This window comes from Micromonospora sp. NBC_00362, assembly GCF_026342155.1.
Classification (GTDB): domain Bacteria; phylum Actinomycetota; class Actinomycetes; order Mycobacteriales; family Micromonosporaceae; genus Micromonospora; species Micromonospora hortensis.
Genome location: NZ_JAPENH010000002.1, coordinates 175072 through 189488, shown reverse-complemented (window position 1 = coordinate 189488; position 14417 = coordinate 175072). Strand labels below are relative to the sequence as shown.

Below are 14417 nucleotides of genomic sequence, written 5' to 3'. Positions count from 1 at the left end.
GTAGATGCATGGTGTTTGTGAGTTGTGTACTCGTAGCGGTCGCGGGTACGACGTCCGCAGCCCAGGCAGCGGTGTCCCCGGACCGAGCGGCCGCACAACCGTCGCTCGCCGGTTTCGCCCCGGCCGTCGACGTCGACGCGATGAACCGGCAGTTCCACCACCTGGAAGCCATTGCCGCCGGAAGTCCGGAGGGCTCGGGCGGCACGTACTTCGACGAGAAGACCGGGCAACTGGTCGTCCGGCAGGTGGCGAACACCGACGGCGCGCGACTGCGGGCCGAGGTGGCGGCACGCTCGCGACAGGCGGGCGAGGTGCCGGTCCGGTTCGAGACCACGACGGTGTCAATGCACCGGCTGGAGACCGCCACGAAGGCGTTGAAGAGTTCCCGGGCCTGGGCCGGCGGCAGCGCCGGGAGTGTGCACCAGGTATGGCTGGACCGCCTGACACCGCAGATCGTCATCGACGCCTCCGGCGACGCCGAGGCCCTCGTCGCGGCGGCGGTCAAGGCCACCTCCCTGACTCCGAGGGTGTCTCTATCGAAGACCGGAACCGTCGAGGCGAGCCGCCGGGTCGACAGCGTCCCCTACTACGGTGGGCTGGCACTGTTCAACAGCGTTCCCGGAAACGCCCGTACCGCGGACGCATTCTGCACGACCGGATTCCGGATGACCCGCGGCGGGACCAACAGCAACTGGGTGACCACCGCCGGACACTGCGGCCCGAACCAGCGCAACTTCTGGCATGGCGGCTGGAACCTGCGGGTCAGCTCGAACTACTACAGCCTGGGCACGGACGTCGCCATGCTGGCGGGGGAGAACGGCGCTTACTTCAGCCGGCACTCCTGGTTCGGTGGGCGGGACACCAGCACGTCACACCCGGTGACGGCGAAGTTGACCGGATGGCCCGCCATCGGGTCGGCGGTCTACCTGTCCGGTGCCAACGGTGGTCTGGTGTACGGCCTGGTCCGGGACACCAACAACACCGATTGCAACGGCACGCCGACGGTTGTCGTCGACACGGTCACCGGGCACCCGAGCGACGGTCCGGTGCTCGGCGGCGACTCGGGCGGGCCGGTCACGCGATGGAACACCGCCACCTCGGCGACGAACGACCTCACCGCCGAGGGCATCATCACCTGTAGCAACAGCTCGAGCCGGGCCGACTTCACGCCCATCCACCGCGTCGAGGCGGCCACGGACGCCGTCGTGGTGATCGGCGGCAACTGACCGGTCCGGTACGCGGGCGGCGAGCGTGCCGCCCGCGTACCGGTGCCCTGGGGCCGAGGTCAGTTCGTGTACGACGACGCTGTCGGCTCGGGAGGCAATGTCCACTCGGGCACGGGGTTTCCCGCGCCCGAGTTGCGGTTCTTTGACGCGAAGTCGTTCGCCGCCGCCCAGGTCATGAGTCGGCGCCGGCCGGGTGTCCCTGGCCGGCGCCGACGACTAGTTCGGCCTTCCTGCTAGCCGATGGCGGGCGATGTCAGTACCAACGGCGCGACAGGTGGGTGTCACAGGTGTACTGGACGGCGGCGGCGTTGTTGGCTGTGCTGCCGCCGGCGATGGTCAGGCACTTGCCGCTGTTCACGTTCCGAACCTGAAGCGTGCTGCCGTTGTTGTTGATGACCCGCCAGTAGCGCGCGGCGTGGGTGTCGCAGGTGTACTGGACGACTGGAGCGTTGTTCGCGGTGCTTCCGCCGTCGACGGTCAGGCACCGGCCGCTGTTCAGGTTGACGAGGCGGAAGTTGCCGCCGAGCGAGCCGCTGACGACCCAGGTACGCGATGCGTGGCCGTCGCAGTTGTACTGAACCGCGCGAGCGAGGTTCGCGGTGCTGCCGCCGGCGACGGTGAGGCACTTGCGGCTGTTCGCGTTCGTCAGGGTGATGGCCTCGCCGTCGGCGGCGATCCTGGCACTCACCTCGGCCTTCGCCGGTGCGCCGGTCAGCAGAAAAGCTGTCGCGAAGACCAGAGCAAATGCCGATTTCACAGAGCGGTTCATGCGTCTCCCCTTGGTGGTATCGAATGAATTCCTTACTGTCGGATCGCTGAGCTGTGCGCAGGAAATCTGCTGCTCACCAACGTTGATCCGACTCGTGTGGACTGGGCCCGGCCACGTTGTCTTGTATAGTCTGCTGTGGATTGTCCAGCAGCCTTTTCGCGGGCAGGACAAACAAACAAACAAACCTGGGGGGCGGCAGGTGGGACGGCCTGAACGGCGTCTTGACCCCGCCGGGGGGCACCGCACCGCATCGCTCTGGGTCTGCGGGCGATGCGGATGGCGGCGGGGCAGCCGAGCTATCGGGAGATGTCCAGACGCGTGCACCTCTCCGTGACCGCACTGTCCGAGGCGGCGGGCGGCCAGGCGCTTCCCAGTTTGCCGGTGACTCTTTCCTACGTGGCGGCCTGTGGCGGAGATGTTCGGGAGTGGGAAAAACGATGGCGATCGCTGCACGGCTAGGGCGGTTCGGGGTCGTGCGGGAACGACGCTCCAGACGTGCCGTGCCGTGGCCTGTCAACCTTCCACTCGGATGATGCGCGAAGTTGGTCGAAGAACTGCGTGCCAGAATTGCTGACAACTACTTCTTCACGGTCTTCGCCGCATCTGGTGCGGGGAAGTCTTCGCTGCTCCGGGCGGGACTACTGCCCTTGCTGATAAATCATGCCCCACCAGATTCGCCGACTTGGCTAATACTCGAGCAGGAGATCCGCCCTCGATGCTCCACCGCTTACGGCGACGCCGACCAGGTGGTGCAGCGGGACGAGGTGGGGTGGCCAGCAGCGGTAGAACGCCAACTCCCCGGTGGTGCGGATGCGGCGGACCGTTCGACAGGTCGACTGGGAGGTGAGCCTGCTCCATTGACCTGCGAGCGTGAGCACGGTTTCCTCATCCGGCCACGGCGAAGTCTCGTCATCGTCGTCCCACGGTTCGTCCTCGTCGTAGGCGGCCCCAGCCCCGAGCGCGTGCTCTTCGATCGTGCGCTCGCCTACGTCGAACAGCACCTCGCCGCGTTCGCCGAGGTAGGCGAATGCTCGTTCCACAACGCCGCCTCTGGCGCGCCCCCACCCGTGATAGTCGACGACACGATGAGTCCCGAAGTACTGCACCTCACCCAGTACACGGCTCAGCGCCGCCAGCCAAGCGGCGAATTGGTCGTCTTCGGGTGCGGGAACGTCTGTCGAAGCGGCTAGCGTCCACCGGTCGAGCGGCGGTGTAAGCAGCCAGTTGCCGTGGTCGTCATAGGCAGCGGCGACCGCATCGCTCCAGGTGGCTGGAGTGGGACGGCTGAGGCTCAGCGCGGCGGCGACGGCGTCGGCGCCCCGGTCGCGCACAGCGAGCCACTGGAGTTTGTGACCGAAGCCGTGCGCAACGTCCGTGATCGCGTGATCGTAAGGGATTGCAAAGAGGGCCTCCTGCCCCCACTCACGGCTTCGCGACGGCGGACCCGACACTCACGAGGAAGATCAGAATCGTTACGGCCTCCCGTACCAGCGTGCGTAACGATGGCAAGGTCTTCACCGGGAAGGCGGGTCCGGCTGACATGATCATCCTGGTCGCATCGCATTGATGCTCTTGACACGCTCCAAATAGCACCGTTAACATCACCGAAACGTTGTTAGCGCTAACAGCCGCCGGTCGCTGATCCGCGCCGGACGAGGCCGAGTCGATTGCGTGTGCGCTGGAAGCCCAACCGGTCGAGCGGAAAGTTTTCTCCCACCCTTCGTGATCACCGTCGAACGATGCCTCACATCCAGCAATTAACCACATCAGGCCGGCTATTCGTGAAATCGGACGCTTCTGCCCGTTGTTGGCGCTAAATACGCCCAGACGAAAGGTGGGTCCTAATGGTCATCGAGAAGACTGCCGGCAATCGACGTCGAGGTCTAGCGGCTATTGTCCTTGCTCTCGCGGTAGGAGTGGGCGTGGGTCAACTGACGCCGATCGTGCCGGCCTCGGCGGAGAAGCCCGTGCCGCCGGCGGCACCCGGCGCCGGACCTCAAACCCCGTCCGCCAAGGTGCCACTGGCCGGCGTCGACATGGCTCAGACGTACGTCAACCCGATCAATTTGCCCGGAATGGCCGTGCGCAACATCGTGGGGACGATGCCGCCTACGGACGAGAAAGTCGCAGACACGTCGCAAATACCGGCCAGCTTGAACGTGGAGACGTGGACGGCAGCGTCCGGGCGGACTCTCGCGAGCCGATCCACCGCCGGGTTCACCAGGATTTCCGAGAACTCTGCACGGACCGGGGCGGACTGGTCCGCCCTGAACGTCGACGGGACCATCTATCTTTACGCATCAGGTGCCATGCAGAACGCACCGAACAACAACCGCACTGTCTGGTCCACCACGGACTACCTCACGTGGACCCCCCATCAGATGAACCTGGGACTGGTCGCACCAACCGTCGTACAGGTCGGCGACAGGTTCTACATGGCCGGCAACAACACGCCGGTCTATCAAGCGGACTCGCCCCTCGGGCCGTGGACCAGCATGGGAAGTTTCCTGCGCCTGAGCGGCCAGACCCTGAGCGTTGGCGACGTGCAGTTCTTCCCGGACACGGACGGCCGGCTGTACTTGACGTACAACATCGGCTCGCCGATCATGGGCGCCGAGCTCGACCCGAACAATCCTCGACAGCTCATCAGCGACCCGGTCGTGCTCTGGACCTTTGACCCGCGCCAGGAGTGGCAGCACATCGGTGACAACAAGGCGACCTACACGCATGGGTACGTGGAGGGTTCGCAGCTGTTCAAGGTGAGGGACACGTACTACCTCTCGGTCGCCTCCGGTGGCACGGAGTTCACCACGTACGCGACCGGTGTGATGACGTCGAACAAACCGCTATCCGGGTTCAAAGTCACCCAGCAAAACCCGATCGGCTACGGAAACAACCACCCGAGTGCGGTATATCCGAACGCTGGGCACGGCAGTTTCGTACTCGACAAGTCCGGCAACCTGGTGTTCTTCTACACCTATGTCATCGCGTACGAGGAGTTCTTCGAGCGGCGACTGGGGATGGACATCTGCAACGTGATTCCCGCCGGTCCGAAACGGGGCGCAATCGATTGCGAGTTGTCCAACACGCCGCAACTGGCCCCGGGGAAGAAGATCTCGGGCAGGGACGACACCGGACTCTACAACGTGGCCACCAACAGCCAGGCCTACTGGGCAAGCAGCTATGCGCCCGGGCGCAACCCGTACTACGGAAGCGACCGCTCCCTATCCACCTGGTGGGAGCCGGCTGACAGCGATACCGCGCCCGCGTACATCAGGGGCTTCGGGACCGTTTTCCACATCTCCGCCGCGCAGATTCAGTGGAAGGAGCTCGGACGCACGTTTACCAAGGACAACGCGGTGCAGTACACGCTGGAGTACAAGGACATCCCCACCAACACGTGGCGGCCCTTGGTCGACAGGAGTACGAACTCCACCGCGTACACGGCTGACTACGTCACCTTCGACCGGGTGCTGACGAACGCAGTCAGGCTGAAGGTCCTGGGTACGACCGAGACCGTCAAGGTCGGAGTCCACGAACTGAACGTTTTCGGGGAGAACTACAACCTGGCCGTCGAGAAGGGCATGCTCACTCGATAGTCCGGTTGCTGGGCCGTGCGGTAGGAGCGGGCGAGATCAACAGACCTCGCCCGCTCCTACCTGTGCCGCAACTCGGCGCGCCTAGCGGTGCCTATGCGACTTCCGCACCGTCAACTTCTGGTAATCGGCGGCGTGGGACTGGTAGGTCGGGTTGCCGGAGTAGGCAACGTGGACCCGGTAGGCGCCGGGCTGCAGATCGGCGGTCGGCAGCTCGACGACGGCCTTACCGTCCGCCAGTGGCACGACGTGCACGGTGCCGCCGAAGGTGACGGTGACCTCGCCGGTCGGGGTCGGAGGGCGGTGCTGGTGCCTGCCCGCCGGCCCAACAGTCACGTTCAATCTGAACGTGCCCCCGCGGACGACCGATGTGGGCGCGGCCTTCGCCTGGACCTTGACGGCGGCCGGGCCGGAGGGCACCCCGAACGATGCCGTACCCGCCGACGCCTTCAGGTAGTCGAAGCCGAGGTACTCGGCCTTGACCGTCCGGGCACCCGCCGGCAGACCTGTCGGCAGGGTGACCGTCGCCGCGCCGTCGCTCAGGTGGGCGAGCTTCGACCACGAGCCGATGCTGAGCCGCACCTGACCGCCGGTCTCGAACCCGTCAGATGCCGTGACTGTCACGGTGGCCGTGGTCGTCTGGGCGCCGCTCGCGTATGGCTCGACCGCCACCTCGGTGGTGGTCGTGACGTCGCTGTTCGGGATCCCGCGGATATCGTTCCACTCGCGAACGGTCAGCGGGATCACGGTGCCGTGACGCGGACGGACGACACCCGCGTTGGTCATCGTGATCGCCTTGGCGTTCCAGGTCGGGGCCTCGACGTTCTCGTGACACGCGGCCTGGTATCCGCCTCCGTTCGTGTACCGGTCACCCCACAGGTAGAACTGGCCGGGGCAGGAGGTGTCACCGGGGTTCGCCTTGAAGATGACCGGTCCCTCGTACCCCTGGTTGGCGACCCACGTCGTGCGGCCAAGTGCCGGCGCGACCAACGTCCAGTTGTCGATGTTGCTGTCCAGGAAATCGGTGTGCTTCTCCGAGAAGATGTCCGAGCCCTGGTTGCCAGCCTCGTTCTTGGTCACCCGGTAGTAGTGGTCACCGACCCGGATCGCGGTCGTGTCGATTCGCGACAGCGGAGCCGGATCCTGCCAGACCTGGGGAGCGGAGAACGTCTGGAAGTCTCGCGTCGTGGCATACCACATCTGCGCGTTGCCCTGACCGGTGCGGTTCACGGGGTCGCTCCACAGCGACTGAGCCCAGAACACGACGTAGGCGCCGATTTCCTCGACCCACAGCGACTCTGGTGCGAAGGCGTTCCCCGCGTTGCCGGGCGCGACCTTCACGTGCCGCTGAGGGGTCCAGTTCACAAGGTCGTGTGATTCGAACACCTCGATGTACTGGGTGTCGTTGATGGCGTATCCACCCTGGTCGTACCAGTTCAGGTCGGTGGCGATCATGTAGAACGTGTCGCCGTCAGGTGAGCGGACGATGTGCGGGTCACGAAGCCCCTGGTCGCCCAGTTGGGAGATGAGTGACGGCCGACCTCCGGTCAGACCGGTCCAGTCCAGGGCGGTGTTTCCGTTGGATGTGGCGAACATGATCTGCTCGCCGTCGGCAATTCCCTCACCCTTGAAGTACCCCATGAAGTACCGCTCGTACTCCTCGGAACGTGGCATGGCGGTGATGGTCACCGGGAACGACTTCTTCCGCGAGGCCGTGCCCTTGGTGATGGTCGCCGTCAGGGTGGCGGCAACGTCCTCATGGCCGAAGGCCGGGCGGGTTACCTCACCCGTCGGGGTGACGAGGCTTGCGGTCGACCTCCAGGTGATCGTGGATCCGAACTCGCCCCTGGCAGCGAGGTCGAGGTTTCCGCGCACGTCGTCGGTAGCGTCCACTGTCAGGTCGGAGGCGTCACGGTCGACCGCCTGCCCATTGTCGAACTCGGCCTTCACCACCACCGGGATTTCCCGTGTGGTGACCTCCTCGGCACCCTTGCGGACAGTCGCTGTGAGAATGACTGTCGCGTCGGGCTGCCCCTGGCCTGGCCGGGTGATCCTGCCGGTCACCGCAACCTTGCGCGCGCTGGCGAGGGCCGGCGGGGTGTAGACCTCGACGACCGACGGGTCCGAACTACTCCAGGTGATGGCCGAGCCCGCCACGGAACCCACCTTGGGCAGAACGACATCTCGTACGACCGCACTGGTCAGGCCGAGGTCGATGGCCGCGGCGTCGGCGCGAACGCCATCGGAGACGGTCTTCTCCGCCAGGACGATTGTCTCGTCGAGACTCACTGCCCGGTCGTACACGCGGAAGTCCCGGATGGTTCCGCGGAACGAGTAGTGGCCCGACGTCTGCGAGCGACCGAGGAAGTTGCAGTTGGTCCCCGCAGCGTTCACCGACGGCGCCGTGGTCAGGTCAGTCGACGTCGCGTGCAGCACGCCGTCGAGGTAGAGCCTGCCGGTCCAGCTCGTGCCGTTCGAGTTCAGTGACTGGGTGTAGGTGACGTGGGTCCACGCTCCCTCGAGCATGCGGACCCGGTTCTGTTGGAGGTTCGCCGGACCCACGGCGACGCGGAACCGCTGCGTGTTCGACGCGAAGATGGAGCCCTCTGCGCCGGTGTCGACGTCGCACGACCCGGACTTACGGCCAAAACCCCACATCTGGTGCTCGCCGACGTTTGCCGGATCGACCCACACGTCATAGTCGACGGTGAGGTTGGACATGCCGGCGGTGATGTCGTTCGGCAGTGCCACGTATGCGCCGTCGAGGGCGCTCTCGTAGGAGTCGGGGTTGAACCTGAGTCCTTCGCCGGTCAGGGACGCCTCCTCGGGATTCACGAGTGTGGCGTTCGCCGCCGCGCCCGCGCTACCCGAGTTGACCAACGTCGTCCCACTGGTCTCGTCGAGGGCGAAGTGGTGCACCAGACCCTCGTTGAGCTGCTCCTCGGCAGCGTGCGAGGGCGTCGCCGCGAACGAGACCGAAAGAAGCGCACCCAGTGCCAGGACCGCGACACCTCTACCCTTGCGACTCAGCCCGAGACGTGGCCTTCGCTGTCGCAGTCTCAACTGATCCTCCTTGATCGGGGTGAGGTTCTCTCTAAGGTGGACGGAGCTGTTAACGCTAACTACGGTGCGCTGCCGGGTCAACGCAGTCCGTTGCGGCCTGAGGGTCACGGAGCCCCGAGGTTGATGTGCCCACCGGTCGGCCTGTCGGGGTTCAGGTACGCCAGTGGTCCCGGATCCCTTGCCGGGCCGGGCCGTACGCGGGCCAGGAGGCGGGGCCATCAGTGGTGGACGCCGGAACGGCCGGGCGCCCCGAACGCCGCTACCTCGCCGAACCGATCCTCCAGTGGCTGGCCGATAACCCGACAGACCCAGTCGCCGATCTGGAGGCGGAAGTCACCGCGCTGCCTCCTGGTCCGGGCCGGGAAGGCCTGCTCGGCGGCCAACTGTGAACGGTGGAGCTTCCGAGCACCGGCACGGGGGGTCGGCGGCCTGGTGCGAGCCCGGTTTGGGGGAGCAGGTTGGAGGCAGCGGGGCGGCGTCCCGTTTCCCGTGGAGTCCTCCGCGGTTCTGCCTGCTGGAGTCCGTCACGTTGCCGCTGGTCGTGAAGGCGTGTGCATCACTGTCTGTGTTCGGCCACCCAGTGGGCGAGGCCGCCGCCGGGGACAGCGACGAAGCGGAATCCCGGGAGTCCCGGCGGCGGCATACTCGTGACTGTGAACGCCTCGTACTGATCGTCCGGCTCCACGACGAGGACTGCGGTGTCGGCGAAGGTCAGAGTCAACCGACCGTCCTTGCGAATCTCGGCGGCCGTGATCTGCGCTTGGTGCCTGTCGAGCAACGGTGCCAGACCTGTCGACGTCGAGGGGTCGAACCGGCCTTCGGCACCGGGTGCGCCGTAGGAGAACTCAGTTTCGATACGGATCTCGATCCAGGCCTCGACTATGAGCGTGAATGCAAAGTCGATCCGCAGTTGTGTCACGACGCCGTCGCCGACCGGTAGCAGCCACTTACCGGTCTGCTCGATCAGCCCGGTCGGTTCCACGCGCTCGGTCATGGACCCATGCTTCCCTGGATCCTCCAGGTCGTCGCCGAGTATCCGGATCTGCCGCGGCGGCCCAGACCACCACGAAAGCCGGGTTCCCGGCGGCACATCGGCCGTAGACGGCGTCCGTGGGGCTATGCGGAACAACCAGCTCCGGTGCGAAAACTCGCCGAATGACGAGCAGAATCTCGTTCCACGAATTCGCCCATCAACTGCACCGCGAACGGCGCCACCCACGGTTGGATCAAGCCGACCACCCGCTCCAGCCGCCGTTGCCGTACCCGGCCATCGTGATGTCGGGTGTACAGGAAATACAGCACCGAACGCCGCGTGGCGGACAGCGCCGCCTCCGCGGCAACGGACGGCTCGTCGGAGTAGATCCGGTACTCCGGCAGGCGGATTACCGGTGTGGTCAGGCGAAGAGGTTGCCGGTGATGTCGGCGTAGAAGTCGGCGGGATCGCGGGAGAGGGAGGCCTTGACGTTGGCGGTGGGCTTGTCAGCGATGACCTCGATCTTGCCTGCTTCCAGTCCGTCGAGGGCCTGGGCGACCACCTCGTGGGGCGCGAGCTTGGGGATGTCGACGCCGGCCATCATGTCCGTGTCGGCGATCGCCAGCGCCAGGGCGGTGACCAGAGTCTTCTGGTCGGCCAACTCGAGTCGGATGCCATTCGTCAGGGACCACTCCGCGGCCTTGGAGGCGGCGTAGCCGTTGCTGCCGGGGCTGAAGGTGTACCAGCTCAGCGCCGAGATGACGTTGAGGATGGCGCCACCGGCAAGCCTGGGCGCGAAGGCGCGGGTGACGTTGAGGGTGCCCCAGAAGTTGGTGTCGAGGTCGCGGCGGATGTTCTCCGTGGAGGGGCCGAGTAGCGGGGCTTCAGTGGAGGTGCCGGCGTTGTTGATGAGGATGTCGAGGTTCTCCACCTTGCCTGCGGCGGCCTCGATTGACGCGGGATCCGTGATGTCCAGTTGGAGCGCGATGGCGCCGGGGATGTCGATGCTTTCCAGGCGACGGGCGGTCGCATAGACGGTGGCGCCCCGGGTGAGGAGGGCTTCGGCGAAGGCCTTGCCGAGGCCGCGGTTGGCTCCGGTCACGAGAGCTGTTGAGCCGTTGATTTGCATATCGCCACGCTAAAACCTCACGTTGACGTCAGGGGCAAACTTGTGCGAGGTGAATCACGCTCGCTCGTGTCGGCGGCGCTCGGGTCGAATCCGGGGTAGAGCGGCACCGGGAGCCGGCGCCCACGCGCGTCGAGCCACATCGAGGACGGGCCGGGCAGGATTCGTACGCCGTGGGAGGCCCAGATCGGACCCCAGGTCGCTCGCACACTGTCATACGAGACCTACCCCGGCACACCAGAGGCCATGAATCGGTGGTCCGCCCTCGGCGACACGCTCCGCCCTCACCCGAAGCAAACCCGCCACCCGCCAACAACGCCGCACCTTGAACATCCGAATGACACGAATGCGAAACGCGCTCTCAGCGTGCTGATGGTGCTCACGGTGCCTTCCGTGCCTCGGACAACTCACGCCTGAACGCATGGACTTGACACTCGAAATGCCGAGACTGCGAATGCGCACACGCCCTCCTCGGTCGGCCGTATGGTGACCGAGAGACTGCCGTCGGGACATCTTCCATGCTGAAGGGGAGTCGGTCGCGATGCGAGAAATTAGCGACGAGTTTTTCTTTACTATGGCAGAAGTTTCTGGTGCTCTTGTCGGCACACTTCTCGTCGGAGTCTTCTTTTACCTCGACTCCGACCTGCACAAGACCCGCCGGGGCGCAGCTGCGGCCGACCGCTACATGCGCTCGGGAGTGCGGTGGATCTTCTTGGTCTCGGCCGTGCCGCTCATCGTGTCGCTCACACTCGCCGGCCTGAAGCCGATCTGGGGTGCTCTTACTTTCATCGCGCTCTCGGTGGTGCTGGTTGCCTCAACTGTCGACACGACCTACCGCACAGTCTCTCGCGGCGGCTCGGCCATATCGACTGCGTTCGTTGTCAACGAAGTCGCCACCACGGCAGCGGTTGTCGTCCTTGTGACGCTTCCCTGGGTGCTTGGTGGCTGGGTGCCACCGCCATCCGCCTTCGTGCCCTCGCTTCTGCTGGCCTTGGGATCTGGCTTTTTCAGCATTGTGGCGCTCGTCATGACTCTCTTCGGGCCGGCCCGGCATGACGACGCCCCTGCATAGCACCCGCCGTGCGCTCGTGCAGGCTTCGCACTGCCCGAGGGGTGCTGCACCGTGCTATGGCCGATTACGGAAGCTGGGCTCCTCGCTGGAGAGTTGCTGATTCAAGCCACGGCTGGCGTGATGATCGCGCGGACGGCTCCGAAGATTTCCGGCGCGATGGAGCGCTTGAAACTGTTCGACGGTGCCGCGACGTGGTCATTCATCCAACCGGGATCACGGTCCTCGGCCCGTCTATCAGGGTATGAACTGCGGCACCACGTCGGCGAGTGCATGGTCGAGGATTTCCAGGCCCAGGTCCAGCTCTGCGTGGCTGGAGGTGAGCGCTGGCGCGATGCGGAAGACGCCGCCCATGCCCGGCAGCTGCACCACGTTCATGTGCAGGCCCAGCTCCAGGCAACGCCCTGTCACCGCGGCGCCCAGAGCGTCGGCCGGTCGTTTCGACTCCCGGTCCCTGACCAGCTCGAGCCCGACCAGCAGCCCGCGGCCGCGCACGTCGCCGACCACGGGGTGCCGTTGGCTGATCTCCTGAAGGCCCTTCCGCAGGTACGAGCCCAGTTGCGCCGCCTGTTCGTCGAGCCGGTCGTCCTCCAGCACGTCCAGGACCGTGTTGCCGACCGCGGCGACCAGCGGGTCCGAGACGTGCGTGGTGAAGAAGAGGAAGCCGCGTTCGTGCGCCGTCTGCTCGATCTCGGGGCTGGTCACCACAGCGGCCAGCGGCAGGCCGGCGCCGAGCGTCTTGGACAGGGTCAGGATGTCCGGCACGACGCCGTCACGCTGGAACGCGTACCACTCTCCGGTGCGGCACAGACCGGTCTGCGCCTCGTCGAGGATCAACAGCCCGCCCCGCTCGTGCACCTTGTCGCGCAGCGCCACGAGGTATCCCGGCGGTAGGTCGATCACCCCGCCGGAGCTGAGGATCGGCTCGACGAGGCACGCCGCCAGGCTGCCCACCGACTGGGCGTCGAACAGCTCGAACGCGAACTCCAGCTGATGCCGCCAGTCCAGCTCGCCGCTGGGAGAGGTGAAGTCGGGCCGGTACGCGTTCGGTGTGGGGATCGCGAAGTTGCCGGGCGCCGCGGGCCCGTACCCCTTGCGCCCCGAGCTGTAGGTGGCGCTCGCCGCAGCCTGCGTCATCCCGTGCCAGGACCGGGCGAACGAGATGATTTCGTGCCGGCCGGTGACCAGCTTCGCCATCCGGATCGCCGCCTCGTTGGACTCCGCGCCGGTGGTGAGCAGCAGGACCTTGTCCAGCGGCGCGGGCAGCGAGCCGGCGAGGCGGCGTGCCAGCTCGACCACGGGCCGGCTCAGCATGCCACTGAACAGGTGGTCGAGAGTGGCTGCCTGCCGCTGGATCGTGGCTACGACGGCCGGGTGGGAGTGACCGAGGATCGCGCTCATCTGCCCCGACGTGAAGTCGAGCAGGCGGCGGCCGTCGGCGGTGAAGACGAAACTGCCCTCGGCGCGGTCGATGATCTCGCGTACGAAGCTGCCCGCGCCGATGTAGCGGACCAGGTGACGATCGGCGTCGGACCAGAACGAATCAGCCATGGATCGACGCTAGGCAGCCCGGACAGGCACGTCCATCGCACATTTCCGCTGTCGCTGTTAAGCAAAGCCGTACAGTCGGCGGTCATGACGCTGAATCCGTGGCGACTGCGCCTGCTCGCCGACCTGGCGACCTACGGCACCGTCCGGGCCGTTGCGCAGCGCGGCAACCTGAGCCCGTCGGCGGTTTCGCAGCAGCTGACCACTCTGGAACGGGAGACCCGGACCGCGCTGCTCGAACGCACCGGGCGGCGGGTGCGGCTCACTGCGGCCGGAATGTTGCTCGCCGGCCGGGCTCGGGAGATCCTCGCTGCCATGGACGCGGCCGAGGCGGAACTGCGCCGCCTCGCCGACGAGCCCGCCGGCACGGTTACCGTGGCCGCGTTCCAGAGTGCGGTGCAAGCCCTCGCCGAACCGGCGCTTGTCCGTCTCGCGGCCCGACACCCGGATCTGAACGTGGTGTTGCTGGAGCTGGAGCCGCACGAGAGCATGCCGGCGCTGCGTCGCGGCGACGTCGACCTGATCATCACGACGGCCGACTTCGCCGGCGCCGAGCTCTCCCCGGAGATCCACCTGGTGCCGCTCGCCACCGACCCGATCGTGCTCGTACTGCCCCCGGAGCATCCGCTGACCAGCGCCGAGTCGGTCGCCCTTGAGGCGTGCGCGCAGCAGCCCTGGACGTTCGACGTCGACGGCTCGTACATGTCCGAGCTGTCCACCCGGCTGTGCCGGGAGGCCGGCTTCGAGCCCGTGGTGATCTGTCGGTTCAACAACTACATGCTGGCGCTCCAGCACGTGGAGAACGGCCGCTCGATCACCATGCTGCCGAAGCTGGCGGTGGACCCGCGATACCGGGTGGTGACCCGACCGCTGAGCCCGCCGCTGACCCGGCGCATCACCGCCGGGGCCCGGCGACCGGCCGCGTCACGCCCCGAGGTGACGGCCGTGCTCAATGCCCTGAGAGCAGGTGACTGACCTTGGCCGGACCGTCGGTCGGGCCAGCGCCCGCTCCTCGGCCTCGCGATCGGAGCCATTGTGCCTTCCTTT

The 14417-nt window shown here is 66.3% G+C and carries 11 protein-coding genes and 1 pseudogene; 5 read left to right on the top strand and 7 right to left on the bottom strand.

What is annotated here, in order from left to right; translation table 11 throughout:
* The first annotated feature begins 71 nt into the window (after window positions 1–71).
* Window positions 72–1226, top strand: coding sequence for a S1 family peptidase (locus tag OG992_RS32825; RefSeq protein WP_238684338.1), 1155 nt, complete (start codon window positions 72–74; stop codon window positions 1224–1226).
* A 253-nt stretch (window positions 1227–1479) separates the two neighbouring features.
* Here OG992_RS32825 and OG992_RS32820 read toward each other — a convergent pair whose 3' ends face one another.
* Window positions 1480–1995 (bottom strand): RICIN domain-containing protein, encoded by a 516-nt coding sequence (locus OG992_RS32820; RefSeq protein WP_266305392.1) that lies wholly within the window; start codon window positions 1993–1995, stop codon window positions 1480–1482.
* A 542-nt stretch (window positions 1996–2537) separates the two neighbouring features.
* On the opposite strand from OG992_RS32820, the pseudogene OG992_RS33950 reads away from it, so the two are divergent.
* Window positions 2538–2660: pseudogene (locus OG992_RS33950) on the top strand (hypothetical protein); the annotation flags it as partial.
* A 21-nt stretch (window positions 2661–2681) separates the two neighbouring features.
* On the opposite strand, the gene OG992_RS32815 reads toward OG992_RS33950, so the two are convergent.
* The gene (locus tag OG992_RS32815) at window positions 2682–3326 is read right to left on the bottom strand and encodes a hypothetical protein (protein WP_238684336.1); all 645 of its coding nucleotides are present in this window, start codon (window positions 3324–3326) and stop codon (window positions 2682–2684) included.
* Between the two features lie 591 nt (window positions 3327–3917).
* Here OG992_RS32815 and OG992_RS32810 point away from each other — a divergent pair.
* Window positions 3918–5594, top strand: coding sequence for a family 43 glycosylhydrolase (locus tag OG992_RS32810; protein ID WP_238684335.1), 1677 nt, complete (start codon window positions 3918–3920; stop codon window positions 5592–5594).
* Window positions 5595–5675: 81 nt separating this feature from the next.
* Here the strand turns inward: OG992_RS32810 and OG992_RS32805 are convergent, their stop codons facing one another.
* From OG992_RS32805 to OG992_RS32790, 4 genes are all read right to left on the bottom strand, one after another.
* Window positions 5676–8654, bottom strand: coding sequence for an immunoglobulin-like domain-containing protein (locus OG992_RS32805; protein WP_266305391.1), 2979 nt, complete (start codon window positions 8652–8654; stop codon window positions 5676–5678).
* Window positions 8655–8872: 218 nt separating this feature from the next.
* The gene (locus tag OG992_RS32800; RefSeq protein WP_266305390.1) at window positions 8873–9037 is read right to left on the bottom strand and encodes a hypothetical protein; all 165 of its coding nucleotides are present in this window, start codon (window positions 9035–9037) and stop codon (window positions 8873–8875) included.
* Between the two features lie 173 nt (window positions 9038–9210).
* A complete protein-coding gene (locus tag OG992_RS32795) occupies window positions 9211–9648 on the bottom strand; it encodes a DUF6188 family protein (protein WP_266305389.1) in 438 nt (145 codons plus the stop codon).
* 400 nt (window positions 9649–10048) lie between these two features.
* Window positions 10049–10756 carry an SDR family oxidoreductase gene (locus OG992_RS32790; RefSeq protein WP_266305388.1) on the bottom strand — a complete coding sequence of 236 codons (708 nt, stop codon included), beginning with the start codon at window positions 10754–10756 and terminating at the stop codon, window positions 10049–10051.
* Window positions 10757–11294: 538 nt separating this feature from the next.
* Between OG992_RS32790 and OG992_RS32785 the strand changes: the two genes are divergently transcribed.
* Window positions 11295–11825, top strand: a complete 531-nt coding sequence (locus OG992_RS32785; protein WP_266305387.1) for a hypothetical protein — start codon at window positions 11295–11297, stop codon at window positions 11823–11825.
* Window positions 11826–12059: 234 nt separating this feature from the next.
* Here OG992_RS32785 and OG992_RS32780 read toward each other — a convergent pair whose 3' ends face one another.
* Window positions 12060–13373, bottom strand: a complete 1314-nt coding sequence (locus OG992_RS32780; protein ID WP_266305386.1) for an aspartate aminotransferase family protein — start codon at window positions 13371–13373, stop codon at window positions 12060–12062.
* An 84-nt stretch (window positions 13374–13457) separates the two neighbouring features.
* Between OG992_RS32780 and OG992_RS32775 the strand changes: the two genes are divergently transcribed.
* On the top strand, window positions 13458–14345 hold the full coding sequence (locus tag OG992_RS32775; RefSeq protein ID WP_266305385.1) for a LysR family transcriptional regulator: 888 nt from the start codon (window positions 13458–13460) through the stop codon (window positions 14343–14345).
* The last annotated feature ends 72 nt before the right edge of the window (window positions 14346–14417 follow it).

What these genes read in the sequence shown, in the direction of transcription:
- OG992_RS32775 (WP_266305385.1), top strand. Translation starts at nt 13,458, where the DNA reads ATGACGCTGAATCCGTGGCGACTGCGCCTGCTCGCCGACCTGGCGACC.
- OG992_RS32820 (WP_266305392.1), bottom strand. Translation starts at nt 1,995, where the DNA reads ATGAACCGCTCTGTGAAATCGGCATTTGCTCTGGTCTTCGCGACAGCT.
- OG992_RS32780 (WP_266305386.1), bottom strand. Translation starts at nt 13,373, where the DNA reads ATGGCTGATTCGTTCTGGTCCGACGCCGATCGTCACCTGGTCCGCTAC.
- OG992_RS32785 (WP_266305387.1), top strand. Translation starts at nt 11,295, where the DNA reads ATGCGAGAAATTAGCGACGAGTTTTTCTTTACTATGGCAGAAGTTTCT.
- OG992_RS32790 (WP_266305388.1), bottom strand. Translation starts at nt 10,756, where the DNA reads ATGCAAATCAACGGCTCAACAGCTCTCGTGACCGGAGCCAACCGCGGC.
- OG992_RS32795 (WP_266305389.1), bottom strand. Translation starts at nt 9,648, where the DNA reads ATGACCGAGCGCGTGGAACCGACCGGGCTGATCGAGCAGACCGGTAAG.